At 65.1% G+C, this 26,164-nt stretch carries 25 protein-coding genes and 1 tRNA gene; 4 read left to right on the top strand and 22 right to left on the bottom strand.

Annotated elements, in window-relative coordinates; all coding sequences use genetic code 11:
* The first annotated feature begins 1 nt into the window (after position 1).
* Both H3005_RS14170 and H3005_RS14175 read left to right on the top strand, forming a co-directional pair.
* Positions 2 to 226: a hypothetical protein gene (locus H3005_RS14170; protein WP_191078447.1), complete on the top strand. Its 225-nt coding sequence runs from the start codon at positions 2 to 4 to the stop codon at positions 224 to 226.
* Positions 226 to 1,404 carry an integrase gene (locus H3005_RS14175; RefSeq protein ID WP_191078448.1) on the top strand — a complete coding sequence of 393 codons (1,179 nt, stop codon included), beginning with the start codon at positions 226 to 228 and terminating at the stop codon, positions 1,402 to 1,404. The genes H3005_RS14170 and H3005_RS14175 overlap by 1 nt, the downstream gene beginning before the upstream one ends.
* Before the next feature lie 101 nt (positions 1,405 to 1,505).
* Here the strand turns inward: H3005_RS14175 and H3005_RS14180 are convergent.
* From H3005_RS14180 to birA, 4 genes are all read right to left on the bottom strand, one after another.
* A tRNA-Thr gene (locus H3005_RS14180) sits at positions 1,506 to 1,581 on the bottom strand.
* Between the two features lie 41 nt (positions 1,582 to 1,622).
* Positions 1,623 to 2,456 carry an SPOR domain-containing protein gene (locus H3005_RS14185; protein WP_191078449.1) on the bottom strand — a complete coding sequence of 278 codons (834 nt, stop codon included), beginning with the start codon at positions 2,454 to 2,456 and terminating at the stop codon, positions 1,623 to 1,625.
* Positions 2,457 to 2,465: 9 nt separating this feature from the next.
* Positions 2,466 to 3,197, bottom strand: coding sequence for a type III pantothenate kinase (locus H3005_RS14190; protein ID WP_089241444.1), 732 nt, complete (start codon positions 3,195 to 3,197; stop codon positions 2,466 to 2,468).
* Positions 3,194 to 4,159: a bifunctional biotin--[acetyl-CoA-carboxylase] ligase/biotin operon repressor BirA gene (birA, locus tag H3005_RS14195; RefSeq protein WP_089242004.1), complete on the bottom strand. Its 966-nt coding sequence runs from the start codon at positions 4,157 to 4,159 to the stop codon at positions 3,194 to 3,196. The genes H3005_RS14190 and birA overlap by 4 nt, the downstream gene beginning before the upstream one ends.
* Before the next feature lie 143 nt (positions 4,160 to 4,302).
* Between birA and H3005_RS14200 the strand changes: the two genes are divergently transcribed.
* Together H3005_RS14200 and H3005_RS14205 are read left to right on the top strand one after the other, a co-directional pair.
* Positions 4,303 to 4,581, top strand: coding sequence for a hypothetical protein (locus H3005_RS14200; RefSeq protein WP_191078450.1), 279 nt, complete (start codon positions 4,303 to 4,305; stop codon positions 4,579 to 4,581).
* Positions 4,548 to 5,339, top strand: a complete 792-nt coding sequence (locus H3005_RS14205) for a M90 family metallopeptidase (protein ID WP_191078451.1) — start codon at positions 4,548 to 4,550, stop codon at positions 5,337 to 5,339. The genes H3005_RS14200 and H3005_RS14205 overlap by 34 nt, the downstream gene beginning before the upstream one ends.
* A gap of 86 nt (positions 5,340 to 5,425) precedes the next feature.
* On the opposite strand, the gene H3005_RS14210 is transcribed toward H3005_RS14205, so the two are convergent.
* The 18 genes from H3005_RS14210 to H3005_RS14295 form a co-directional block, all read right to left on the bottom strand.
* Entirely contained in the window at positions 5,426 to 6,850 is a 1,425-nt protein-coding gene (locus tag H3005_RS14210; RefSeq protein ID WP_089241450.1) for a sensor histidine kinase, read from the bottom strand.
* 22 nt (positions 6,851 to 6,872) lie between these two features.
* The gene (locus H3005_RS14215) at positions 6,873 to 7,556 is read right to left on the bottom strand and encodes a response regulator transcription factor (RefSeq protein WP_004136763.1); all 684 of its coding nucleotides are present in this window, start codon (positions 7,554 to 7,556) and stop codon (positions 6,873 to 6,875) included.
* A 72-nt stretch (positions 7,557 to 7,628) separates the two neighbouring features.
* Entirely contained in the window at positions 7,629 to 7,997 is a 369-nt protein-coding gene (locus tag H3005_RS14220; RefSeq protein ID WP_089241452.1) for a hypothetical protein, read from the bottom strand.
* A gap of 212 nt (positions 7,998 to 8,209) precedes the next feature.
* Positions 8,210 to 9,241, bottom strand: coding sequence for a tRNA dihydrouridine(20/20a) synthase DusA (gene dusA, locus H3005_RS14225; RefSeq protein ID WP_100554458.1), 1,032 nt, complete (start codon positions 9,239 to 9,241; stop codon positions 8,210 to 8,212).
* Between the two features lie 108 nt (positions 9,242 to 9,349).
* On the bottom strand, positions 9,350 to 12,115 hold the full coding sequence (locus tag H3005_RS14230) for a peptidoglycan-binding protein (RefSeq protein WP_191078452.1): 2,766 nt from the start codon (positions 12,113 to 12,115) through the stop codon (positions 9,350 to 9,352).
* 41 nt (positions 12,116 to 12,156) lie between these two features.
* Positions 12,157 to 12,561: a lysozyme inhibitor LprI family protein gene (locus H3005_RS14235; RefSeq protein WP_191078453.1), complete on the bottom strand. Its 405-nt coding sequence runs from the start codon at positions 12,559 to 12,561 to the stop codon at positions 12,157 to 12,159.
* A gap of 54 nt (positions 12,562 to 12,615) precedes the next feature.
* Positions 12,616 to 13,485, bottom strand: coding sequence for a hypothetical protein (locus tag H3005_RS14240; protein ID WP_191078454.1), 870 nt, complete (start codon positions 13,483 to 13,485; stop codon positions 12,616 to 12,618).
* Positions 13,486 to 13,691: 206 nt separating this feature from the next.
* Positions 13,692 to 15,146 carry a SulP family inorganic anion transporter gene (locus tag H3005_RS14245; RefSeq protein WP_100554454.1) on the bottom strand — a complete coding sequence of 485 codons (1,455 nt, stop codon included), beginning with the start codon at positions 15,144 to 15,146 and terminating at the stop codon, positions 13,692 to 13,694.
* 226 nt (positions 15,147 to 15,372) lie between these two features.
* Positions 15,373 to 16,050 carry a hypothetical protein gene (locus H3005_RS14250; protein ID WP_100554453.1) on the bottom strand — a complete coding sequence of 226 codons (678 nt, stop codon included), beginning with the start codon at positions 16,048 to 16,050 and terminating at the stop codon, positions 15,373 to 15,375.
* Position 16,051: 1 nt separating this feature from the next.
* The gene (locus H3005_RS14255; protein ID WP_100554452.1) at positions 16,052 to 16,330 is read right to left on the bottom strand and encodes a hypothetical protein; all 279 of its coding nucleotides are present in this window, start codon (positions 16,328 to 16,330) and stop codon (positions 16,052 to 16,054) included.
* Positions 16,330 to 19,722, bottom strand: a complete 3,393-nt coding sequence (locus H3005_RS14260; RefSeq protein WP_243382168.1) for a host specificity protein J — start codon at positions 19,720 to 19,722, stop codon at positions 16,330 to 16,332. The genes H3005_RS14255 and H3005_RS14260 overlap by 1 nt, the downstream gene beginning before the upstream one ends.
* Positions 19,723 to 19,814: 92 nt before the next feature.
* On the bottom strand, positions 19,815 to 20,420 hold the full coding sequence (locus H3005_RS14265; protein ID WP_180164439.1) for a tail assembly protein: 606 nt from the start codon (positions 20,418 to 20,420) through the stop codon (positions 19,815 to 19,817).
* Positions 20,413 to 21,153 (bottom strand): C40 family peptidase, encoded by a 741-nt coding sequence (locus H3005_RS14270; protein WP_100554449.1) that lies wholly within the window; start codon positions 21,151 to 21,153, stop codon positions 20,413 to 20,415. Before H3005_RS14270 ends, H3005_RS14265 begins: the two co-directional genes overlap by 8 nt.
* A gap of 62 nt (positions 21,154 to 21,215) precedes the next feature.
* Positions 21,216 to 21,911, bottom strand: a complete 696-nt coding sequence (locus H3005_RS14275) for a phage minor tail protein L (protein WP_191078455.1) — start codon at positions 21,909 to 21,911, stop codon at positions 21,216 to 21,218.
* 149 nt (positions 21,912 to 22,060) lie between these two features.
* The gene (locus H3005_RS14280) at positions 22,061 to 23,197 is read right to left on the bottom strand and encodes a hypothetical protein (RefSeq protein ID WP_191078456.1); all 1,137 of its coding nucleotides are present in this window, start codon (positions 23,195 to 23,197) and stop codon (positions 22,061 to 22,063) included.
* 78 nt (positions 23,198 to 23,275) lie between these two features.
* Positions 23,276 to 24,514 carry a hypothetical protein gene (locus H3005_RS14285; RefSeq protein ID WP_191078457.1) on the bottom strand — a complete coding sequence of 413 codons (1,239 nt, stop codon included), beginning with the start codon at positions 24,512 to 24,514 and terminating at the stop codon, positions 23,276 to 23,278.
* 61 nt (positions 24,515 to 24,575) lie between these two features.
* Positions 24,576 to 25,016 (bottom strand): hypothetical protein, encoded by a 441-nt coding sequence (locus tag H3005_RS14290; RefSeq protein ID WP_191078458.1) that lies wholly within the window; start codon positions 25,014 to 25,016, stop codon positions 24,576 to 24,578.
* Between the two features lies 1 nt (position 25,017).
* Positions 25,018 to 26,148 (bottom strand): hypothetical protein, encoded by a 1,131-nt coding sequence (locus H3005_RS14295; protein WP_191078459.1) that lies wholly within the window; start codon positions 26,146 to 26,148, stop codon positions 25,018 to 25,020.
* Positions 26,149 to 26,164: the final 16 nt, after the last annotated feature.

Genomic DNA, 26,164 nt, shown 5'->3' on the forward strand with positions numbered 1-26,164 from the left:
CATGGCGCAGATACTGAACTTCACCGATCTACAACGGATCTGCGCCCCTGATGGTCCGCCCCCCACACCCACAACGGTGGAGCGGTGGGCGGACAGTCAAGGGATTTTGTATAAGTACGACCGGCGCGGGCGCATCTGGACCACCGTCGAGGCCATCAACGCGGCCTTGGGTCTGCCGGGCGTATCGGCGCTGCCACAGGCAACAACACTGCTGGAATTGGTCTGATGACACGCGGTCGGAAAAGGAAGTTCAACCCGGAGATCCCTGGTCATATTGACCAGGGATCGCTGCCACGCGGGGTGTATTGGGGCGAAGGCCGTTGGTACGTGCTCGATCCACACCCCGAAGGTATCGGGCAGAAGAAGGAAACGGTGGCCTCGCGGCGCGCCCGCCTTTCGGATCTGCACGCGATCATGGAGGCGCGAGCCGGCGGCAACGTTCGTGGAACCCTCGGCTACCTGGTCGAGGTGTTCAAGCGGTCCAGCGAGTACATCGACCTGGCGAAGAAGTCGAAGGAGGGCTACGACTACTGCGCAGCAAAGGCGTGCGGCTACCTCCTGCGCGATGGTCGCCCGCTGGGCCAACAGCGCATCGAGCATCTTTCGGTGCCGGTCCTGCAGCGAGTGGTGGAAACCATGGCCACCGGCCGGCCTGCCATAGGTAAGCTGCCCCTGATCGCGGCAACACCGGCGGCGGCCAACCGCGTGGCCAGCTATCTGCGGCGTCTGTTCGCTTGGGGAATCCGGCATGGCCACTGCACGTCGAACCCTGCCGACGGCATACGCAAGGTGCGTGAGAAGCGCGACGCGCGCATGCCTGACCACGACGCGTTCGACGCGGTGCTGCGATTCGCACGCGCGTGCGCCAGCCGGCAGGCGCATACCGCTGGCAGCTGCCCGCCCTATCTCCCTGCAGTCATGGTGCTGGCCTATGCGGTCCGCCTACGCGGCATTGAGGTGAACACTCTCACCGACGCCCACCTGCAGACTGAGGGCATTCGCAGCAATCGCCGAAAGGGTTCGCGCGACAACGTGACGCTGTGGACCAAGGATCTGCGCGCGGCCGTGAAATGGCTACAGGCCTACCGGGACGAACGGATGCGGGCCCATGGGCGGCCGGTACCGATCAAGCCTGAGCAACGATGCCTTCTGGTTTCGGAGTCCGGCACCCCGCTCACGAAATCAGCCCTCGACAGCGCCTGGCAACGCCTCGTCCGCCGCGCGGTTGCGGAAGACGTGATCGAGAAGGACCAGCGGTTCGCGCTCCATGGCTTGAAACATCGGGGAATTACCGACAGCGAGGATAAGAGCGCTGGCGGCCACGTGACCGAGGCCATGCGTCAGCTGTACGACCATTCCGTACCGGTGGTGAAAGCGGCCGTGAAACCAAAAAAGAAGGGCTAATTTTACCGGCAATTTTACCGGTGGATGCCAAAAGGCCAGCGCACCGCGCTGGCCTTTTTCGTTGAAACCCCTATTTTCAAGGCGTTTCGGCGTTTCCCATGTGGTGCCGCTTATCCGAATCGAACGGATGACCTACTGTTTACAAGACAGTTGCTCTACCAACTGAGCTAAAGCGGCACGGGGTGAAACGCCGACGGCAGTGCCGTGGTTTGGGAATTCTAGCGCAGTCGCGTGCATTCCAGCGACCGTTGCTGCGCGGCGCCGCTGCGCTGCTGCGCCTGGGCCGGTTCGGCGGCAGCCGCCAGCTGCCCTTCCAGCCACCATTGGCCGGCATCACCACTGGCGACCAGCCGCGGCTGGAAGCCAGCGGCCTGTACCGCGGCCATGCGCCGTTCGGCGCCCTCGCGGTTGCGGTACTGGCCCAGTGCAATGGCGTTGGTCTCTTCGCCCTGGCTGATGATGTAGTAGTCGCTCAGCCCGGCGGCGACGATGCGCTTGACCGTGGCCTGCGCGTCATCACGGTTGGCGGCGGCGGGCAGCAGCACGCGGTAACGGGCGCTGCCACTGGCGGCGGGCTGCTCGCGCAGGCGCACCTGGCTCAGCAGGGTGCCGGCACGGCCTTGTGCGGCGGTGGCGGCGGCACGGTCGGCGAACGGGCCCAGTGCCAGGCAGCGCGGCGTTGCGGCCGGGGCTGCGGGCTTCTCGGCCACCGGTTCCAGCGCTGGCTTGGCGATGGCGGCGACCGGTTCGGGCGCCTTCACCGGTTCGGCCGGCTTGCTGGATGCTGGGGGTATCGCCGGTGCCGGCGCAGGCGCAGCGGCCACTGCGGTAGCCGGCGCGGCCTCACGCTCCACCAATGCTTCTGTGGGTGCCGCTGCCGAGGCCTGTGCGGCCACGGCCGCATCGGTCCCGCCGGGCAGCCAACGCAGTTCGGCCACGCCGGTCGGGTGCGGCGGCAACGGCGCGCGCGCGGGCTCATCGCGCAGCAGCCACCAGGTGGCGACACCAAGATTGAGGATCGCCAGCACGACGATCAGGGCACGGGTCAGCATGCGCCGATACTAGCCTGCGGGCTGGTGCACCGCCCAGCGGGCGAGGCCATCCAGCACCAGCGACGGGTGGTAGTCGGCGCCGTCCAGCAGCGGCATCAGCGCGGGCGCGCCACCGCCATGCACCAGCAGCGACGGCATCACGCCCAGCAGCGCCTGCGCCTGGCGGGCACTGCGTTCGACCAATGCAACGGCAGCACCATCGCAGCCCGACGCCAACGCATCGGCAGTGTCGTTGGCGAATTCGCTGTAGTCACCACCGCTGGCCGGCAGTTGCACCGCGCGCGCGTGCAACGCTTCGCGCATGGTGGTCGGCGAGGCGGAAATACGTCCACCGTGATGCTGACCATCGGCATCAAGCAGGTCGATGGTCAGGGCGGTGCCGACACCGACCACCAGCACCGGCCGTTGCGCCTTGGCGGCGGCCAGCAGGGCCAGGAAACGGTCGACACCGAATTTTTCCGGCTTGGCGTAGGCAATGCGTACGCCTGCACACTGGGCGCTGGTGCGCACCACATGCACGTGCTCGAAGCGGCGCTGCAACTGATCCAGCATGGCGCTGGTCAGCGACGGCGCAGCGACGCTGGCGACAAACGCGGTTTCACCACTGGGCAGGCTGTGCGGCGGTTGCCCGGCCATGCCTTCGGCGCCGTGCGCCCAGGCTTGGACGTCGCCGGCGCGGTCGCCGTGCAAGGGGGCAAACTTGAAACGCGAATTGCCCAGGTCGAACAACCAGTCGCTCATGCTTTTCTCACACTGACTTCGCCGGCATGCAGCAGGCGCTCGCGGCCATCGATGTCAACGCGCAGCGCGCCATCGTCGGCCAGGCCGAGCGCGGTACCGTGCTGCCACTGTCCATCCAGCTGCACGCGCACTTCGCGACCGGCCAGCATGTCGAACGCTGCATAGCGCGGCAGGAACGGCGCCAGCCCTTCGCGATCGAATTCTTCCAGCGCCGGCAGCAGGCGTGCCAGCACCGCGGCCACCACCGTGTTGCGATCCACCGATGCGCCGGCCAGCGTGTCCAGGTCCACCCAAGGCTGGGTGATCTGTTCGGCGAAGGCCGGCGGCATGTGTACGTTGATGCCGATACCGATCACGGCGCGCGCCGGGCCGGCGTACTCGCCACCGCCCTCGGCCAGCAGGCCGACCAGCTTGCGGCCATCCACCAGCACATCGTTCGGCCATTTCAGCTGTGCCTGCGCATAGCCCAGGTCGTGCAGCGCTTCGGCCACGGCGACGCCAGCGACCAGGCTCAAGCCGGCCAAGCGGCCCAAGCCACCCTCGAACAGACGCAGCACCGACAGATACACATGCGCGGCCAACGGCGAGGCCCAGGTGCGGCCACGACGGCCACGGCCACCGGTCTGGCGCTCGGCCAGCAGGACGCTGACACCGCGCTGGGGCGCGCTGCACCGCAGCAATTCGGCGTTGGTGGAGTCCACCGTCCAGGCCACCTGCAGGTCGTGCAGCAGCGCGGCGGCGTCCTTGGGCAGGCCGGCGCGGATGGTCTTGGCCTCCAGCAGGTCGACCGGCCGGGTCAGCCCGTAGCCCTCGCCCGCACGCCCTTCCACCTCGACACCGGCGGCCCTAAGCCCTTGAATACGCTTCCAAATGGCGGCCCGGGTCTGGCCCAGCTCACGGGCCAGGGCGTCGCCGGACAGGCGACCGGCAGCGAGTTTGGCCAGCAGTTGGCGATCGTCCACGGCAGCTTCCACAAGGTCAGAACGGAATTATGCGGGAAAGCCGCCAGCGACGCCCGCCAGGCCCGGTTCCGGCGGGCTTCCAATCTGGCGCCGGGTTCGGGCTAGAATCGAGAGCTCACCCTCCCTTAACGTGGATGTCGTCAATGCGCCGTTATGCCCATTGCCTGATCCTGCTGACGATGCCCTTCGCGGCGTCTGCCACAGCAGCGCTTGATGACAGCCGTGGCGCCTGCGTCTATTCGGCAAGCGATGCGGCCTCGCAGCGCACACCGACCAGCGCGCCGGCCGCAGCCGCCGCCAAGCCGGCACCGGTACGCCCTGCAGCAACCACCAGCAGCAGCGGCGGTGGTGGTGACGACGATGTACTGCAGCGCATCCGCGCGCCGAAGTGGCACAGCTACCTGCCGGGTATGTTCCGCTGATCAAGTCGTTGCTGCAGTGGCTGCGGCCCGCGCCGCGGCCGATTGAAGACGCACACTGGAACGATGCCTGCCACCGCGCAGCATGGTTACGCGGCCTGGACGACGAACGGCGTACACGCCTGCGCGCGTTGACCACGCGCTTCCTGCATGAGAAGACCATCTCCCCGATCGGCGACCTGCAACTGCAGCCGGCCGATGGCGTGTTGCTGGCCGCACTGTGCTGCCTGCCGCTGCTGGAGTTCGGCGAAGTCGGACTGGAAGGCTGGTCGCAGCTGATCGTCTACCCCGATGCGTTCCGCGTGCATCGCAGCCACATGGATGCCGCCGGCGTACTGCATGAGTGGGATGACGAGTTGATCGGCGAGTCGTGGGACAGCGGCCCGTTGATTCTGTCGTGGGCCGATGTGCAGGCCGACCTGGCTTCACCGCATGAGGGTTACTGCGTGGCCGTGCATGAGATGGTGCACAAGCTGGATGGGCTGGACGGTGCGATGGACGGCACGCCGCCGTTGCCGCGTGCGTGGCAACGCGAGTGGGCTGCGGCTTTCCAGAAGTCCTACGACGCGTTCTGTGCGCAGGTGGATGCAGGCGTGGAAACGCTGATCGATCCGTACGCGGCGGAAGCACCGGAAGAGTTTTTTGCGGTGGCCAGCGAGTACCACTTCTCTGCGCCGGATCTGCTGGCCGAAGCGTTGCCGGAGGTGGCTGCGCATCTCAAGCGGTTTTACGGCGAGCCGCCGGTGATCGAAATACGGTAGTGCCGGCCGCTGGCCGGCAACCTGGCGATGCCACCGAAGATCATGAGGTTGCCGGCCAGCGGCCGGCACTACCGGGTTGCGTGGGCTTACGGCCCCGGCGGCAGCTGCACTTCGAAACGGGCGCCACCCAGTTCACTGGAACGGGACACCTGCAGCTCGCCGCGGTAATCCTTGATCAGGTCCTGCACGATCGACAGACCGATGCCGTGGCCCTGCACGCGCTCGTCGCCGCGCACGCCACGCTGCAGCACCTTGCCGATGTCTTCCGGGGCGATGCCCGGGCCATCGTCATCCACCGCCAGCAGCAGACCGGCGCGACGCGCGTTCGGCGCCGGCAGCGGCTGCGCGGTCAGCAGCACGCGGCGCTTGGCCCACTTGAACGCGTTCTCCAGCAGGTTGCCCAGCAGTTCCTGCAGGTCACCCGGTTCGCCGTGGAAGCGTGCGGCCGGGTCGATGTCGAATTCGCACAGCACGCCCTTCGACGCATAGACCTTCTCCAGGCCGCGAACGATTTCCTCGGCGTTGGATTCGATCGGCAACGGTGCCGAGAACAGCTTGTGGCCCGACGAGGCCGCACGTGCCAGCTGGTAGGACACCAGGTTGTTCATGCGCTGCAGCTGCACGTCCAGCTCTTCGCGCAGCGCGCCATCACCGGCACCGCTGTCCATCTGCGTGCGCAGCACCGCGATCGGCGTCTTCAGGCTGTGCGCCAGGTCGGCCAGGGTATTGCGCTGCCGCTCGAGGTTCTCACGCTCGCCCTCGATGAAGGCATTGATGCTGTCGGTCAACGGCTCCAGCTCGCGCGGGTGGCGCTCGCTCATGCGCTCGGTCTCGCCGCGCTGGACCTTGGTCAGCTCGGTGATCACCCGCCGCAACGGACGCAGGCTCCACTGCAGGATGACCGTCTGCAGCAGCAGCAGGATCAGGCCGATGCCGCCCAGGTAGAACCAGACCCGGCTGCGGAACACGCGCAGCTGTGCACCCAGCGCGCGCGAGTCTTCCATCACGTAGATGGTGTACGGGAATTCGGTGGCGGGGTCGGCGTCGGCATCCCACACCAGGCCCAGGCCATAGCGGTACACCGAGCCCTGGCTGCCGTCGATCTGGATCATCGGCAGCGGGCCTTCGAACACTTCCTGGCGCGGGGCCAGCAGGCCGCCACCGACGGTGGGCAGCATCGGGCCTTCGGCGGACATTGAATTGCCCTTGCCGTCGGGCATCACCACCTGCAGGTACAGGCCGCTGCCGGGCACGTCGAAACGCGGATCCGGCGGCTGCTCACGGATGTACAGCGAGCGATCGCGGGTGAAGTCGATGCCGGCCGCGTAGGAGGTGGCGTAGTTCTTCAGGCGCTCACGCAGGTTCGCCTTCGCCGTGTCGGCGAAGGCGGCATCGAGCGCGTAACCGGCCAGCGCCAGGAACGCGACCAGACCCACGGACGCGGCGAACATCTGGCGCGCCTGCAGAGAGCGCGGCCGCCAGCGTCGGAAGAACCACAGACGGCCGGACATCGTTTATCGCCTGCTGAAGGCCTCAGCCCTCGTTGCGTGGAATCGCGAAACGGTAACCACGACCGCGCACGGTCTCGATCGGCTTCAGTTCGCCATCCGGGTCCAGCTTCTTGCGCAGGCGGCCGATGAACACTTCCAGCACGTTCGAGTCACGATCGAAGTCCTGCTGGTAGATGTGCTCGGTGAGGTCGGCCTTGGAGACCAGTTCACCGGCATGCATCATCAGGTACTCCAGCACCTTGTACTCGTAGCTGGTGAGGTCGACATTGCTGCCGGCCACGCTGACGGTCTGCGCTGCCAGGTCCAGGGCGACCGGGCCGCATTCCAGCGTCGGCTTGCTCCAGCCTGCAGCGCGGCGCAGCAGCGCGTTGACGCGGGCCAGCAGCTCTTCCACATGGAACGGCTTGACCAGGTAATCGTCGGCGCCCTGCTTCAGGCCCTCGACCTTGTCCTGCCAGCTTGAACGCGCGGTCAGGATCAGCACCGGGAACTTCTTGCCTTCGTCGCGCAGGGCCTTGATCAGCTCCATGCCCGACATCTTGGGCAGGCCAAGGTCGATGATGCCGACGTCGAACGGTACTTCGCGGCCCATGTACAGGCCTTCTTCGCCGTCCTGCGCTGCATCGACGGCAAAACCTTCGCGCTTGAGCCGGGCTGCCAGGGTCTCACGCAGCGGGGCTTCGTCTTCGACCAGAAGGATACGCATGAACTCTCCCTAGTGTGCTGGGTGCGGCCCGGAGGCCTGTGGGTACGGGTTGATAGCGACAACTATCCCTGTTCAGGGGTTATCGCCGCGTAGTGATGACATATCCGACCGCGGCGTGCGCGGTTGTGAACGTGCCGGGGCGGGGTCGTCCATGTAGCGGACCCGACCGCGGTCGTCCATGTATTTGACCCGGTTGATGTCACGACCATCGAACGGCACCCGCTCGGCGCCCAGGATGTGGCCGCCGGTGGTGCGCTGCACGCGGCGCACGGCATCGGACAGCGAGCGCTCGTTGTTGGCCGCACGGCCACCGCGCTCCATCATTTCAGCGCGCCCCTGCTCCCGCTGCGGGTCCTGCGCCAGCGCCGAAGACAGCGGGGCAGCCGCCAGGACCACACAGGTGGCCAGGGCAAAACAGCGGTGGAAGGGAGCGGAAGACATCGATGCGATCCTAGCCGAGCACGGCGATTCGTTCAAAAGTCGTAAATCCGGGCACCGGAATGGAACCCGGCGTTTTACAAATCTTTTGCAAATTCTTGGTTTCGGGCGGTGAATCCGGTCTGAACTTTTCGGGATGCTCCGTCGTGTCGTTCAGCTAAGTGAACATTCGGAACGAATCCGCTCCGCTTGTCAAGTCAGGAATGTGACGACGATCACGCTGCAGCGCGATCAGCGCCACGATCGGTCACTTCCAGCGCCTGCTCGATCAGGGCCCAGCCGGCGCCCGGGCGGTGTGCGCCCTCGCTCAGTACCTGGCGGAATGCGCGGCCACCGGGTTGGCCGTGGAACAGGCCAAGGATGTGGCGGGTGATGTGCTTCAGGGCCAGGCCCTCGCCCAGGCGGGCTTCGATGTAAGGACGCAGGGCGCGCAGCAGTTCGCCGCGCGGTCGCAGCGGCGCGCCGGTGTGCAGGGCCTCCAGCTGATGCAGCAGATAGGGGTCGTGGTAGGCCGCGCGGCCGAGCATCACGCCATCGACGTGCGCGGCCTGCGCCTGCACCGCCTCGATGCTGGCCAGGCCGCCATTGAGCACCACCGGCAGCGCCGGGCGCTCCTGCTTCAGCCGATAGGCCCAGTCGTACTTCAGCGGAGGAACCTCGCGGTTCTCCTTCGGCGACAGGCCCTTCAACCAGGCATTGCGGGCGTGCACCACCACCATCGCGGCACCGGCATCGACCTGGCGGTCGACGAAGCTGGCGAATACGTCGTAGTTGTCGTCCTCGTCCACGCCCAGGCGGCACTTCACCGTCACCGGGATGTCCACCGCCTCGACCATGGCCGATACGCACTCGGCCACCAGCACCGGCTCGCGCATCAGGCAGGCACCGAAACGGCCGGCCTGCACGCGGTCGGACGGGCAGCCGCAGTTGAGATTGACCTCGTCATAGCCCCACTCGGCGGCGATGCGCGCGGCCTGTGCCAACAGGGCCGGATCGCTGCCACCGAGCTGCAGCGCCAGCGGTTGTTCGCTGGCGTCGAAACCAAGCAGGCGCTGGCGATCACCGTGGATCACCGCGTTGGCGTGCACCATTTCGGTGTACAGCCGCGCACCCGGCGCCAGCAGGCGGTGGAACACCCGGCAATGGCGGTCGGTCCAGTCCATCATCGGGGCGACGGACAGGCGCAGGGAATCAGCGTAACGGGCGGTGGCGGACGTCATCGGGCGGTTGATCGTGGAGACTGGCATTGCCAGTGAGATCAATAGTTTACACCGCCGGGCTGAACGGCGACGGCGGGCCCGGAGTTCTGCCCGGAGCCGGCGTAAGACCGGCCCCGGGAACCCACCGCGGCGACCTTACTGCGCGCGCCCCTTCACCTGCTCCTGCTGCTGTTCCTGCACGCGCTGGTTGAACTGGATATCCAGTTCCTCGGTCTGGCGGGTGCTGGCCTCGACCGACTGCGACACGGCCTGTCGGCTGTCGACGAAGGTGCGCTGCGCGGCCGGGTCGCCGACGTTGCCCTGCACGGCGAACAGACCGCTGCCATCCGGGCGCGCGACCACGTGGTCGATCTGGCGCATGCCGGCGACCTTGCTCTCGTAGGCCAGCTGGCCCGCAGCACGTTCGGTTTCCTGCGCGTTGGCGAACAGCGGGCAGAGCCCGGCCTGCACGCGCTGCTGTTGCAGCACCTGCAGTTTCTCCAGCGCCTGGTTGAAGCGCGGATTCTCGGCATGCGAAGGGTCACGCATGCTGGGAGCTGCCGGTGCGGTCGGCTCCGCCTTTGCCGGCGCAGCAGGCTGACCTGCGGCCTTCACTGCGGCCGGGTCATCCAATCGGCCCAGGGTCTGGCGGCCGGCCTTGCCATCCTGCTCGAGGCCGTTGTTGGCCTGGAACTGCTTGACCGCCGCAAAGGTGTCCTTGCCGTAGATGCCATCGGTCGCCAGCGGCTTGCCGTCGGCGCCCACGTGGCCCAGTGCTGCCAGCTTGCCCTGCAGCGCCTTGACCTCGTCACCGCGTTCGCCCTTCACCAGCATGCCATCGGCCATCGGCGCCTGCTGCGTGGTGCGTGCGGCCTGCGCGGCTTCGGGCCCCTGCGCTTGCACCTTGCCACCGAGGGTGATGCGGTCGTTGAGCATGTCGCCGAGGTAGCGCCGGAACTGCGCCGGCTCCACTTCGATATGCGCGTGCACCGCGCCGGGCGATCCCACATCGGACTGGCGCACCAGCGGCGCACCGTACTCGACGAAATCGCCGGTCTTGTACGGGATGGAGCCGACAGCGCCGTGCAACACCTGGCCCACCAGCTCACGGCGGGCATCGCCGACCGGATGGCTGTAGATGCTGATGGAATTGGTGCCGTCGTTGTTGAGCTTGACGTAGCCAGCCACCGGACTGGGAATCATCAGGCTGCGCCCGCCGGCACGGTCAGTCAGGATCAGGTCCTTCTGCACCAGCGGAATGCCGTTGATGTCCTCGCGCTTGCGCACGGCCTCCAGTTCGCCGTCAACCATGTCCGCGGTGCGGTCAACCTTGCTGGCATCGCCGGCGCGCACGGCGGCGGCATTGGTTTTGGGATGGTGGATCTTCAGCTCGCGGAACGCGTCCTCGCCGCTGATGCCATGGCGAAGGACGCGGTTGCTGCTGCCGTTGCCGAAGGGTTCCACCACGGAAATGCGCCCGCCACCGGGCGCTGCGGCGCCGGCAGGACCGGTGTGCTGCTGCGCTGCGGGTGGCGCAGCCCTCGTCGGTGCTGCCGGCGCAGTCGGGGCTGCCGGGGCGGCAGGCGAAGGCGCAGCAGGGCGATGCTGTGCGGCCTCGGCATCGATGGCGCGGCGCGTCTGTGCGTCGGCCATGCCGGTGGCCGGCAGATGGTGCTGCTGCTGGAACACATTGATGGCGTGCTGGCTGCCAGCCCCCAGGTAGCCATCGGCGGTGATCGCTTTGCCATGCGCATCGGTCAGGCCCAGCGCGGCCATGTCACGTTGCAGCGCGCGCGCCTCGCGGTCGATCGCACCCAGCGTCGCAGGCCCCACCTTGCCATCGACCGGATTCAGACGGTGGTCGCGCTGGAAGGCTTCGACGGCCTGCCGGGTGCTGGCATCGAACTGGCGATCAGGGTGGATCGCCTGGGCGCCTGCACCGCCGTAACCCAAGGCATGCAGGTTGTGCTCCAGCTTCTCCACCGCGCGGCCGGTAGAACCCTCTTTCAGCACCTGCGGGCCAGCGCCACCGTGCTTGTGCGAGCGCGCCTGTTCCAGCGCTACGCGGATATCGGGATCGTTGCCTTCGTTGGCCGGCGCGAAGTCGCGGCGACCCACTTTCAGATGCGCGCGATCCATCTCCGCCGAGTGGCGGGGATAGGCCTCTTCATAGCCAGCGGCGACGTCAGCGGCCGCCAGGCCGGCATAGTATTTCTTGTCCTGGCGGATCTCGGCCGCCTTGTCGCGCAGGTCCTGGTAGTCGCCGCCCCGCTTCAGTACCGCTTCCAGCTGCGGCAGTGTCCCCGGCAACTGGTTGGCGGACTTGGCGATCAGCGCGATCGCTTCGAAACGCTTGTCTTCTGCAATGCCACTACCGTGCTTGTCCAGCATGGTCATGGCGATGCGGGTGGCGTTGCGCACCTGCGGGTAGTCCACGTGGGTGTGGATCCACTGCTTGCCTTCGGGCGACCCGGCCCAAGCGTTGATGCTGTCGCGGGTCGGGACATCGATGAAGCGGATCGAGGAGCGCTTGCCCTCGCCGTCGCCGTGGCTGAGCAGGTCCGCACGCAGGTCGGCGCGGTCGCTGGTGAAGGGCAGATGGTGCGCCTTGGCGTAGCTGCTGGCCTGCTGGATGACCGCGTCCACGTAGGTCGTCTCGCCGGGCTTCAGCGCACGCTCTTCGGTGGCGCCCAGCGGCCATTTGCCACGCTGGCCGAAGTCGACCTGGATGGTCCCCAGCGAATAGCCACTGTTGGCGGCCACCGCGCTGACCGTGCCCCACTTCGGCTCATCCAGTCCCTTGGTGATGCCGGCGATGCTGAGGTGGTACGACGATCCGCCACCTTCGGTGCCGCGTCCGACGGCGAAAAACACCGCGCCGGCGGTTGCGTCCAGGTTACGGGTATCGATGTTGTTTGGCATGGCTCACTTCCTGATCCGTGGAGGGATGACCGTGTTGCGGATTACGGACCGATCAGGCGCAGGTAGGTTTCCAGCTGATCGGCGCGCGCGCGCAGGCGCTCGGTGTCATTCAATTTCTGTTGCAGGTTGCCCGGCTGCGAATCGTCGTACAGCACGGTTTCCAGTTCGCCATCGCGTTGGCGCGACTGCAGCCACGCCCGTTGCGCGGCCAGCAGGTGGGTCTTGGCCGTGGCGTCGAGGCGTCCCTGCAACTGCTGGTACGCCTGGTTCAACCGGCGGTCCTGCCGGTCCGATTCGCTGGACAGGCAGGCGGCTTCTTCGATGGTGCCCTGCGCGCGGCCTGAGCACGCCTGGTAGGCCGCGCTCAGCGCGGACGCGGCATGCACCTGGCCGGTGCACAGCACCACCATCGCCGCCACCACAATGCCCAAGGTCCTGCTCGCCATGGTCTGCTTCCTACCGGTCAATGCTTCGATGCGCTGCACACGCCGGAGGCCCCGTCAGGGGGCCAGCATGCGCTTCTGCAGTTCCACTGCGCGGTTGGCGTAGCGGTTGATGCGGCACGACTGCGCGTCCAGCGCCTGACCCACGCTCTCCGTGGCCGCACTGCAGCGCTTGTCGGTGTCCTCGGCCCAGTTGGCCTGCTCGTCCATCCAGCGGTCCTTGGCCGGGCCGTCAGGGCTGTCCATCAGCCGCGCAACCTGTGCTTCCAGCAGCGCTTTGTGGTGGGCGAGCTCGGTCGTGTCGCAGACTTCCAGCTGGTCGTCCATGCCCCGGGCATCCTGCACGCAACGGGTGTATTCGGGCCGCAACGTTGCCTGGGTATAGGAGGTATCCGGCGGCGCACTCTGCGCCAGCAATGCGTCAGCGCGGTTGGCCACGCGGAACAGGCGGCACTCCTGTGCCTTCTGCAGGTCATCCACCCCGGCATTGGCCGGAGCGGCGCAATGACGGTCGGTATCGCTGCGCCAGGTCGCCTGGGTGGCCAGGAACGCATTCTTCGCAGCAGCATCGAGCCCGGTCACGGCTTTGCTGGCACCCTCCTGCAGGCGCCCTTCCTGATAGGCCAGTTCATCCTTGCCGCAGGCCTGCAGCTTGCCCGCATCCTCCACGCCATCCACGCACCAGCCATAAGCCGGGCGCAGACGACCGTCCGTGTAGGACGCATCGGGGTACCCGGAGGAATCACCAGACGCTGGGTTGGGGGTCGCTGCCGGCGATGCCGCGGCGAGCGGTGCCGGGGTGGGCGCCGCTTCGGCCGACGCAGGGGAAGAAGGTGCCTGGCACGCGGTGAGCGCCAGGCACAGGGCCAGCACCTTCCAGTACCGACGGCCGGAGGCGATCTGTTCATTGCCCCGACGGGCATCCATTGCCTGCATTGCTTGTATCTCCCTTGCGTGTCGCCAGCGGTCGCCGGCCGGGAGGGGCCGTCCATCGGCCCCATCACGGTGGCAATCCTACGACAGCGGCGGTTTCAGATGGCTGACTGGATTCAGCTTGCGCGGACGGCATCGCAGAAATCCGGCTTGCCAGACCGATGCCTGGATCCCGGCACAGGTTTGGACCGGGCGCGCGGTCAATGTGCGCCGCCGCGCCCTCCCACCCGTTCGATCAGCGTCTGGCTGGCGGCGTTGAGGCCGACAACGCTGACCTCGGCGCCGTGCGCGGCGAGCTTTTCCTGCGCGTGTTGCAGCGCTGCGACCGCGGTCAGATCCCACAGGTGGGCCTCGCGCAGGTCGATCTGCACCTTCGCTGCCACATGCTGGTAATCAAACGCCGCCCCGAGCTGTCCGGCCGAGGCGAAGAACACCTGGCCGCGTACACGGTAGACCTGCATGTCCGCAACGTCTTCGAGTTGCACGTCCAGCATGCGGCCCACCTTGCGGGCGAAGAACAGGGCGGACAACAACACGCCGCTGAGCACACCCTTGGCCAGGTCGTGGGTGGCCACGGTGACCACCACGGTCAGCAGCATCACCGCCGACGAACTGCGCGGATGCGTGCGCAGGTCACGCAGCGAGCGCCAGCTGAAGGTACCGATGCTGACCATGATCATCACCGCCACCAACGCCGCCATCGGAATCTGCTGCACCAGATCGCTGCCGTACACCACCAGCACCAGCAGCAGTACACCGGCCACCAGGCAGGACAGCCGGCCTCGACCGCCGGAGGTCACGTTGATGACCGACTGGCCGATCATCGCGCAGCCGGCCATGCCACCGAGGAAACCGGTGACCGTATTGGCCAGGCCCTGGCCGACGCATTCGCGGTTGCGTTCGCTGGGCGTCTCGGTGATGTCCTCGACAATCTGCAGGGTCATCATCGATTCGAGCAGCCCGACCACCGCCAGCGTCGCCGACACCGGCAGCAGGATGCGCAGGGTGTCCCACGTCATCGGCACGTCGGGGATGAAGAAGTGCGGCAGGCTGTCGGGCAGCCGGCCCATGTCGCCGACACTGCGTACGTCGATGCCGAACCCCATCACCACCGCTGTCAACACGGCAATGGCCACCAGCGGCGAAGGTACGGCGCGGGTAACCCGTGGCAGCAGGTAGATGATCGCCAGCGCGGCGGCGCACAGGACGTAGACGGTGGGGCCGCGGCCGATCAGTTCCGGCATCTGCGCCAGGAAGATCAGTATGGCCAGTGCGTTGACGAAGCCGGTGATGACCGAGCGCGAGACGAAGCGCATCAACGAACCGAGTTTGAACACGCCGGCCACTACCTGCAGCAGGCCGGCCAGGATGCTGGCGGCGAACAGGTACTGCAGGCCGTGATCACGAACGAGGTCGACCATCACCAATGCCATCGCACCGGTGGCAGCGGAAATCATGCCCGGCCGGCCACCGGCGATGGCGGTGATCACGGCGATGGAGAACGCGGCATACAGGCCGACCTTGGGGTCGACGCCCGCGATCAGCGAGAACGCGATGGCTTCGGGAATCAGCGCCAGGGCGACAACGGCACCGGACAGCAGATCACCACGGAGATTGCCGAGCCATTGCTGGCGCAGGGGATAGGACGTTTGCATGGAAAAGCTCCGCGCACACGCGGGCGGGGCCACGTGGCGCTGCAGTGGAAAGACACGGGTTCCTGAGCCGGATGGGCCGGCTGCCGAAGGGCGGCAAGGTTCAGGGTGGCGTGATCACTGCAGTGCGTCGTCTGGGAGCGTGGGAGGGGCGCAGTCTACGGGAAGGGACCGGGGGGCTCAAATGGCTCCCCCGGCTGCGCGGCCAAGGAAACCGCTGCCCGCCGCGCTAATAGCCCGTCACGTCGATCACGGCAAGAGCCGCGTTGTTCGAGGCATAGGTGAATCCGGCTGGCAAGGGACTCCCGTAGTAGGGGCCATAGGTACGCCGGCTCTTCTGCGTCATCCCGAAGGTTATGGTGCCACCATTTACCGCGCCTCCCGAGATGCTCACATCCTCGTATTGCAGATACTCCTGCGGATCACCCCAGCGCCGGAACGTATTGACCGAATCGAACGCATAGATCAGTGGCATCACTGCCCAGGCTCGCCCCGGATCGAATCCGGCGGTGCCCTGCCAGCCGGGCCGGCTCGAAGACGAACGCAACCCGGCAACGCGTGCAGCCTTCCTGCCCGCATCGAACGTCAACCGCCCTGTACCGTCGCGAATGATCAATCCGAAGTTGCTCGGTGGCTCCTGTGGCGGTGCGTAGACATACCACTCCACGACCGCTCCAGGCGGACCGAACAGGAATAGTCCTCGGGGATAGCCATCAATCTCATTGAAGTACTGATAGCCCACAACTGACGTCGATCGCACCGCGACGGTGCCTGAATGATTGCCAATGTACCGGCTGCCCTCACTATCCAGCGTAGTGGTTCCCTGGGCGAGCATGGCAAGCGTGGGAAAGGTGTCGTCGATCAACACCGTACCCCAGTCATTGATGATCTTGATTCCTGCGGTCATGTCAGCGCGTCCATATTTCGACAGTGCCACCGTAGCGGCGGTTGAGAGGAACATTGACGTGTCGCCAGCTGATGGTGCCGGCAGCCATGTCGATGCTGAAGTCCGGGGCATACCAGCCGAGGGCTACCGGCGTCAGATCCGTATCCTCCGGTTGCCGGGAAAACGCGGCACTGCCATCGACCACGCTATATTGGATACGCGCAAGGACGCGGAACAGCCTGCCCCGAGGGTCGTAACCCAGGCTGCCGTCGGCATTGAATACTTGAATTCCTGCAGGCATCACCACACCCCCATCTGTACGCGCAGCGTTCCGGCTGCATCAAATACCTGGATGACGTTGTTAACGATGGTCAGATAGCCCCCGTTGTCCGGGCCTGTCATGGTCATCGCACCGCTCTTGTCCAACCGCCAACGCGGCAAGCCCTTGGCACCCACCGCGTTGGACTGGATGAAGTCACCGATCATCGCGTTCTGGATCCTGCCGTTGCCGATCAACGCCTGACTGATGAAGGTCTGCCCGTTCTCGACTACGAAGGGCGTGGTGATCTGCCCGTTCCTCTCATTGATCAGCGCGAAGCGGTCGGCCTGCATCAGGATCTGGCTCTGGTAGCTGCCATCAGGCTGCTGCTCCACGCCCAGGCCCATACCGGCCATGTAGATCTGCCCGGCGCTGGTGATCTGTGCCTTGACCGTATAGGTCGCGCTGACCTTGCCATCCAGGTTGACCACGGCCTGTGAGACCTGCTGCACGGCCGCGCTGACACCTTCAATCTTGCCAGGAACACCATCGATGGATGCCTCGACCGTATCCACCCGCTTGGCCAGCGCCGCGTCCTTCTCCGCCATTACGCTGTAGACGGTGATGGCACCGGCAGTAACGTCGTTCTCACCGACGTTGTAGTCCTCCTCGCCCGCGCTGTGGTCACTGACCTGGGCGAACAATCCGTCGACCTTCTGACCCTGTGCGGCCACCTTGCCATCAACCTCGGTGACGTCCATCTCAAGCTGGTCGACACGACCAACAACGGCGCCAGCGTCAGCGATGGCATCACCCACGTCCTTCCAGTGGGTACCGGGTGGCGTTTCGTTGCCCGCTGCGGTTCCCTGCCAGCTCCAGATCCGGCCGTCGTGGATGACGGTCTGGCCCGGACTGTACGAAGCAGCCGCGTCCCAGACCAGCGGCAATACCTCGGTGACACGCTCGATCTTGTGCTGCAACTGCTGACCCAAGGCGCTTTCGTTGATGCGGCCAGCGAAGTAGCTGTCGTAGTCGTCTGGGTTGCTGCTCGATTCGCCGATCACCCCGACATCCAGGGGATACCAGGGCCCGATGTTGCCGCTGCGGTCCACCAAGCGCCCCCAGAACCAGAACCGCACGCCTGCGGCCAGACCGTTCATCTGGTGCTGCGCCTGCGGATAGGCGAAGTCACCGAGCTTGATCGCGCTCTCACGGTTGGGACCGGTGCTGTACCAGAGTTCGGTACGCTCGGTGTCGGTTGCGCCTTCAGGGAAGCCCCAGGACAGTGCGATGCCGAAGGGGCGACTGGTACTGGTCAACGATGAGAGCGCAGGCGGTGGCGTGGTCTTGCCCTCAATCGTCGTCAGTGCGCTGACCATCGGCTGCGACACCGCACCCAGCGCATTGACCGCACGCACCCGGGCCAGGTACTGGCCGGCATACACGCCGCGCACCTCCAGGCTCTGCGTACCCACGCGACCGGCGCGTACCCAGTTGAGATCGCCACGACGCCATTCCACGTCATAGGCGATCGCCTTGTCTGCCGCATCCCACTCGATGGTAAGCATCGACGTGGCGATACCCTGATCGACCACGACATGCGAGGCCATCCGCACGTTGTTCGGCGGCGGCTGCACGCTGGGTGGCACGATGCTGATCGGCAGTTGCTCCAGGCGCGTACCATCGTCGATGGCAGCGTACTTGCCCGGCACATGCTTGAGCGCGGTGATCTGGTAGGTCAGCTCTTCGCCTTCACTGATCGACAGCACGCGGTACTGCTGTAGTGCCAGCTCCGGCGACTCCAATGCCCAGACCGACTGCGCGACCGGCACTGCCGACCACGGTGCAGTAACCATGACCGTATCGCCGTCAACCGACTGCACCGTGCGCGCTTCGGAATGGCCGTTGGGGAGGGTGGCGCGCAGGGTGTCACCGGCAACGACCTGTTCCGGCATGCGATCCAGCACCAGGCTGCGTGTACCTGCACTGCGGATGCGACCCGCGTTGCGGCGACCGGCGCGGTTCGGGTCGGCCACCTGGATCACGTCACCCGGCATGCAGCCCAGTGCATCGAGCCCCACGGAGAAGCTGATCGTCTCGGTCTCCAGCATCTCGGTATGCAGGATATGGTTGCCCACGCGCTGCGCCTGCGAGCGCGAATGGCAACCCACCGCCGTTACTTCAGTCTGGTTGATGCCATAGCGGGCAACACCAGGCAGATGCTGCACCACTTCAACCTTCTGCCGGCCGAAGTCATCCGGATCGATCCAGGACACCAGAGCGACGGTATGCCGCGCCGTACGGCTGCTGCCCGCATAGTGGAAGCGGCCTTCGATGACGTTGGCCTGGCTGTAGGTGAGCAGCGGGTCCTTGGGCATATCGGCCGAAGCCATGACCTGCCCGGCCGCATAGAAGCTGATGCCACGGAACATGGTGGCGATGTCCTGCAGCACTCTGTATGCCTCAGCGCGGGTCTGCAGATACAGGCTGCAGGTGAAGCGGGGTTCCTTGCCGCCTTGGCCGTTGCTGACCAGCTCGTCGCAGTAGCGGGCGATCTGGTACAGGCGCCACTTGTCCACCCAGTCCAGCGGGATGCGATGTCCCAGGCCGAAGCGATCGTTGGTGACGATGTCGAAGAACACCCACGCCGGGTTGTTGGTCCAGCCACTCTTGAAGGTGCCGTCCCACACGCCACTGTAGATGCGACTGAGCGGATCGTAGTTGGACGGGATGCGCACGATGCGCCCCCACAACTGATAGGAGCGGGTTGGAATGTTCTGGAACTGGCTGGCATCGACCTGCACCGCCGCCAACGCGCAGTTGGGATAGCGCAGCTTGGCATCGATGATCTCGGTCATCGACAGCACATTGACGGTGTCGGCGATGGTGCTGCTGTTGGCGTTCGCGGTCAGCCGGCGGATGCGCACCTGCCACTGGCTGCCCGCCGGAAGATCGATGCGGCGGCTGCGCTCGTACTGGCTGGTGGTCTTGCCACTGAAGGCATCGTTCAGCACGGTGCTGAACGGGCCACCATCGGTGGACAGGTCCACCGCATACATGATGCGGTAGCCCTCGGTATCACCGTTTTCGGTGTTGGTCTTCTGCAGCGCGGGCACCGCAAAACGGATACGGACCGCTGACAGATCGGCACCGGACACGGTGCGTACCACGGGCGCATCGCTGCGCAGTTCGACGTTGACGCCGACTTCGTTCTCGATCGAGGGGAAGCCGCTGATGTGCTCCTGGTCCTGGGTACCCGAACGCGTCTGCACGTCCACGCCGGAGAAGTTCAGCGTGCCGTCCGGATTCTCGATCGGCACCTGGTCCAGGTAGATGGACTGCTTGCCCGCTACCAGACCGCGGATCTCACCTTCACTGGCAAGATCGATGATGCGGGCAACCGCCATCGAGTGCAGGCTGTCTGGCGTTTCCACGGGTGTACGTGCGTTGCTGGAGCCTTTCTTTGCACCTGCCAGTACAGGCGGGGGTGCACCGCGCTCGCGCGGTTTGATTTGAATGATCTGGTTCAAAACTGGTCCTCCGCCAGGATGCCGCCGCTGATCACGGCCGAGCCGATGAACATGCCTTTCTTGTCATGCCCGCCGTAAGCGACGGGTACGGGATTGCCCTGCGCCTGGGTGTTGACGGTGCCGTTCATGCTGTAGCTGGGGGCGTTGTCGGGGCTGTCTTTTGCCGCCAGCCCCTTGGGCTGGGGAGAGAGCATCTGCGTTACGCCGCCAATGACCATGGACACGCCCATCTTGATCATTGGCTCGCCGATTGCTCCGTATCCATAGGCCGATGCAATCGCGCCGACGACGATCAGAACGACACCCGCAATCGTCTGCAGCACACCGCCTCGTTTGCTACCCACCATCACCGGCGCGATACGGATATCGTCCTGGCCAGGCGGATCGTGCAACTGTTCCTTCGACAAGTTCTGCCTGCCAGCGAAAACGGCGAATTCAATGCCCTTGGACTTTGCACCCATCAGGTACTGCTGGAAGCCCGGCAGCATCACGCACAGTGCATGCACAGCCTCGGCGGGGCTGTTCACCGCCAGCCGGAATTTGCGCCCGAAGCGCGCACCCAGCTTGCCGTACAGGCGGATGGTACGAAGACGGTCAGTCATGGCGCACCTCGCGATGGCGGACGATGCAACGGGTGCGCTCGGCCCACATTCCGCCGTAGGGCACGGTTTCGGACAGGCGGCCATGCAGGTGATGCAGCATCTGCCCGTCGCCCAGGTAGACGCCGGCGTGATTGGTCACCGGCGAGCGGATCTGCATCAGGATCATGTCGCCCCGCCGCGGCTCGCCTTCGATCAGGTCGAAGCCTTCCGCATGCAGTCGCTCAAGGCTGTACAGGTCCTGGCCCTTGTCCCACCAGTCGTCGTCGCGGGTGTAGTCGGACAACGAAATGCCCAGTTCACGTTCGTGGAAGTCACGCACCAGGCTGTAGCAGTCCAGCACACCGTGGGCGAACTGGCGGCCGACCAGCGGCGCGACATAGCCAGCCGGATGGATGGTCTGCAGATCACCGCATTCGGGCGCCTCGCCGTCCACCTGACCGACGCTGACAATGTGCCAGGTCAGGCCACTGTGCTCGCACATCACCCGATCCGCGTCCGACGGTGTGGCCGCCGCGTCCGGATGGCTGTGCACCAGGGCCAGCACCTCGCCCTTGTCCTCGGCGACGGCATAGTCCTCGGCCGGCAGGCGGAAGTGTTCACTGGGCGTGCCCGCGAGGTTGCGGCACGGCAGATAGTGCTCGCGGCCTTCGATGGCCACGATCAGCCCGCAGCACTCGCGCGGGTACTCGGCCACGGCATGTGCCTGTATGGCCTGCAGGGTTGTTGGTTGCATGTTTCACCCAAAAAAATAGCCCGCGCGAGCGGGCCTGGAAGTGGAGAATCGGAAGCGCTGGATCAGGAGCGAAGCAGACCGGCCGCCGGGAAGCCGCCATAGGGCAAAGGCTTGTCCTGGCCGAAGCGCATCTTGCAGCTGCGCACACGGCCGCCGCACTGGTCGCGGGCGGGATCGTCGGTGGCAACGTCGTCGCCATCGGCAACTGCGGGACCGTTGTAGCCGCAGTAAGGGCCGCGGTAGCCACCGCGTACCAGCCAACCACACATGCCGGCGATGATCTGCCGGCCGGGCAGCTGTTCGCCGTTGAGATCGATGGCTGTAGTCAGCTCGAACTCAACCGTCTGCTTGTCTTCGCCAATCTTGCGCTCGATGAACCAGACCTCGTCGGGGAAGTGCTCGGCGGGGTCGGCAGTCGGATTGCCCTCTTCGAAGTTGGCAGTATCCAGGTACTTGGCCAGCGTCTGCCGGCGTATGACGCGGGCGCCGACCAGATCATCGAACAGCAGGCACATCGCGGTGATGCGGCCATCGATGTTGCTGACCCGAAGCTTCGGGTTCGGCGGCTGGTCGCTGGTTCGTTCAAAGCCGCTGGCTTCGATCGGCCAGGGGCCGTATTCCTGACCTTGCCAGGTGATCACACCGCTCTGCAGGTGTGCGTGGAAGAACAGCTGGTCGGCACCGAAACTGCTGGCGTCCAGTTCGAAGACGGTAATGCGGCCACCCGGCTCGAGTTGCTGGGCATCGGCGGTGATCATGAGTGGGTCTCCTGTGCGGCGACGGGAAGAGGTGGTAAGGGTTGGGCGGACGGGCCGCATGGCACGATGAGGTGGTGCCCGGGGCGCAGTGAGGCATTGGTGGTGAAGCAGGCGATGCGACCGGCTTCGGTGGTGGACTCGCTCATGGATCAGAGCTCCGCATCGGCGTACACAAGGATCTGCGATGTGGTTGACCACACCACCACAGCGCCCCACTGCTGCATGTTGTTGGACATCGACGACAGCACGGCCGCGTCCACGGTGGACTGCCAGCCGGGATTCCCGCCGTTGAAGTTGATGAGGCTACCCTCGGAGCCGAAACCCACCAGATTGAGCGCCGTAGGTGGTGAGGCGGTAATGGGCGGCACCCGCTTGCGCACCTTGAACGGGATGCAGGCGCGTGAATCGCCGTTTGCCGTGTAGGTGATGCCCAGGATCCGGTTCACCTCGACCGTTTCGTAGTAGCGCTGGCACAACAGCAGTTCCAGTGCCTCCGGCCGGCGATCAAAGTCGGTCGCGGTATCGCCCTCCTCGATCTGTACTTCAGCCAGATAGACCACGCCACTCTTCTGCCCCGCCCCGAAGGCGCGGCCGGCGAAGGTGGCGCCGGCGTCAAGCCACAGGCTGAGCTGCAGGTAGTCGTTGGTTCCAAGGGTTCTGCCGGCGATGCCAGGGACATCCACGGTCAACTGATGCCAACGCCACATCGTATCGAGCGTGATCGCACCGCCAATACTGTCAGCGGCCGTCGATCCATTGGTGCCGAAGGATTGCTGGAACTCAAGACCGACCTTGAAATTATCGACCGTGGCCCGCGCCTTGAAGCTGATCGTGACCCGTTTCCCGGCGAACGTCCGCACATCCTCGATGCGCTGCTGGACCAGTGCCATGTTGTCCGCACCTGCAGCGCTTTCAACGGCGAGCTTCAGCATGTGCCTGGAGCCCGCAAGCAACCTTCCACCCGCGCCGCCACCTGCGGCGATATCGTCGCGTGATGCCGAGATGGTGCTGCCCTGCGCATTCACCCGCCATCGATCTGCGGTGTAGCGCGCCCCTGTCGCGGCCGCGAAGGTGCTTCCACGTTGCCACACCCGGAAGTCGCCATTGATCAGGCGGTTGCGGCCTGCCATGCGGCTGTCCAGGCTGTCGACCGCTGCCTGGACCTCGTCCAGGCCCGCGTAGACGTCGGCGAAATTCTCGTTGACCTTGGTGAACGCCGGGCGCTGTGTTTCCCCTCGCTTACCATTCGCTTGAATGGTATCGAGGTCGATTGTCTTTCTAGCCATTGCTGTGTTCCCGATTCTGGGCGATCCGCACTGCGGCTGGCCCTGGTGCTCTGGCCACTATGGCCAGCGCTGAGTGCCTCAGATCTCGGCCTCGAAGATGATGCTGATGCCACCGGATTTCGGCGCGACATAGCCCGAGGCACCTGGTGACATGCCACCTGTTGCAACGCCAGCTGTGATCGCCGCGCCCGATACCGAAACCGGGATGACGTTGAACGACGAGCCAGGAGCATTGCCACCGTTGATGCCAAATCCGGTCATGTTCACACCGCTGCCAAGGGTCCGCGCCGAGGGTTTGCTGCGCATCGGTTGAAATGCCAGCTGGCCTACGCAGTCGAACTGCCCCAGGGCCGTACACACCGAAAATGCGTCTCCCGCATTGATGTCGATGCGCTGCGCGTACCAGCCACACAGCGCCGCTTCATGGGAAAGAAGCCGGGTGTCATAGCCGGTCGCCGTGCCTCCCTCCTCCCACTGCAACTGCCCGAAGAACAGCTGCCCCGACTGCGCCCCGAGACCGGCGTTCCGCACGTCGAATCCGCTACCGGATGACAGCCATACGGCCACTGCCACGTAGTGATTCGTGCTCGCCACTGTCTTGCCGGAGACCGACGGTAGCGTGGTCGTCTTGCTGATGTGGTTGATACCTACATCCAGGCTGAAGACCTCTGCGTTCAACCCAAGTATCGTCTCTGAGCCACCGGTACCGAAATTCTGCAGGAACTCAACCGCGATCTTTCGCCCAGGCGCCCCTGAGTTGTAGACGGTGAAGGACACAGTGCTGAGTACGCCAGCAAACGTGCGGACATTCTCAACCCGTTGTTCGAACACAAAGTAATGCCCGAAGGCATCGGTGTTGTCGTTCGAATTGGCACCCATCGAGAGACGCGCATCACCGAATACACCGTCCCCTGGCACATTGTTGTTTGCAAAAAGCCCAGCGTCGACCATCGATCCAATCTGAACGAACCACCGATCCGGACCATAGCCGGTCTGCGTCACCGGCGTTCCTCTTGTCCAGAAGTCGAAATTGCCATTGATAAGCCGGTTCTTGCCGGGAATGCGCCCATGAATGGCATTGTCAACAGCAGCAGGAAGCGTTCCTATGGCCGCTTGAACCTCCGCCTTTGCCTGGTCTGCTTCAGCCTGGATCTCCGTCTTCAGTTGCTCGACGTCTTCCACGATGGTCGCAACACTGCCCAAGGCGCCATACACCTCGGCGAAATTCTCGTTGATCTTGGTAAAGGCCGGGCGCTGTGTTTCACCCCGTTTACCATTCGCCTGAATGGTATCGAGGTCGATTATCTTTCTTGTCATGTTCTGGTCCTCGTTGCCTACGACATGCCTCAGGCACGATGGCAACAATGGCGTTTGTGGGTCACGAGGCAGCGTCCGCCGCTGGCCATTCGAATGCCTCGGGCTGTGGTAACAACACCTTCAGCTGCTCCCAGGTCTGCAGTCCGTGCGTGCACTCGATCGCCATTCGCTGCAGGGCAATGCTCACCGCATCACGCCAGGCGACCATGGCGGCAGCCTCCTGGGCAAAGCGCTGAACGGAGCTGTTGATGTAACTGCAGCAACTCTCGATGGAGTCGTAGCCGCGCGCTTGAATGTGCGTCAGCATCCATTCCCACGCGTGCCCACGCAGCACCCGCTGATGTTCGGGCGAATTGACTGCGTAGGGAGGCGGAGCCGGCTGCGCTACATTTCCGGCCATCAGCCACTCCTGGTAGCCCCCCCACATCCAGTGTCCGCGAGGAATGAAGGTGCCGGTCTCCGTGCACTTGATGATGTCGGCTTGGTCGGTAAGTTGATACATGTCAGATCTCCGCGTCCGCCGTCCAATGGAAGGAAGAACCCCAGGTTCCCGCAGCCGAAACGTAATTGACCTGCGCGCCGGACTGGCCTGGATTGACGATCGCGGTAACTGTGCCAACGCCACCATCTGCACCCGCTATTCTTCCGGCCGCGCCGGTGACATCGCTGTAGACGGTGTAGGCCGGCGTCGCCCGCTTCAGCACCCGGCATCGGATATGCGATGTACTGCCTACACCGACCGACCGGTCATAGAACTGGTTGTCTCGACCGGCACCATCGGCAGTTCCCGGAGCAACGTCGACGTTGTAGCTCTTCTCGTAGTAGCGCTGGCACAGAAGCAGCTCCTCCGAATCGTTGCGATGCTCGTACTCGGTTGCCACGGCGCCCTTCTGCAGCTGCATGCAGGTGAACGAGAAGGAGCCAGACTGAGCCGTGAGCGCACCTGCGTAGGCCGCCGGTGCGGCCAGGTCCACGATCACATGGAGCTTGCTGTTCGGCCCCACTTTCTTGCCTGTGATGCTCGGCAGATCAACAGTGAAGGAGCGTAGGGATGCTGCCGTTCCGATCTCCTGTGCCTGGGCGTGAACGATGACGTCGGTCGATCCATTCGCCCCGAAATTCTGGATGAAGCGCACACCGATCTTCTTCCCGGGCGTGCTCGCCCAGGTCTGCATGCTCAACGTCACCTTCGAACCTGCCAGTGTCTGTACACCTTCTACCGGCTGGGTGAAGAACGCCTCGGTGGAGGCCGTCGATCCGGAGAGATCGCAGTTCATGTAGCTGGCTACACCGAACTCCGGCGTTGCAAATTCCTGCCGGCTTGCCGCTATCTGCCCGGCACCGGTGCACACGATCTGGAACCTGTCCGGAACATACACCGCAAGAGGGGAGACAACCGTCCTGCTCAACCCTCGCTGCCAGAAGCGGAAGGCACCATTGATCAGACGGTTCCCCGCTGAGATCCGCAGGCCGGTGGCCCCATCCAACGTCTCTCGGATTGCGTCCTGCACATCATCCAGACCGTCGTAAACCTCCGCAAAGTTCTCGTTGATCTTGGTGAACGCCGGGCGCTGTGTTTCACCTCGCTTTCCATTCGGCTGAATGGAATCAAGGTCGATCGTCTTTCTTGCCATTGCTGGTTTCCTGAAG

This window comes from Stenotrophomonas sp. Br8 (assembly GCF_014763005.1).
Taxonomy (GTDB): Bacteria; Pseudomonadota; Gammaproteobacteria; order Xanthomonadales; family Xanthomonadaceae; genus Stenotrophomonas; species Stenotrophomonas lactitubi.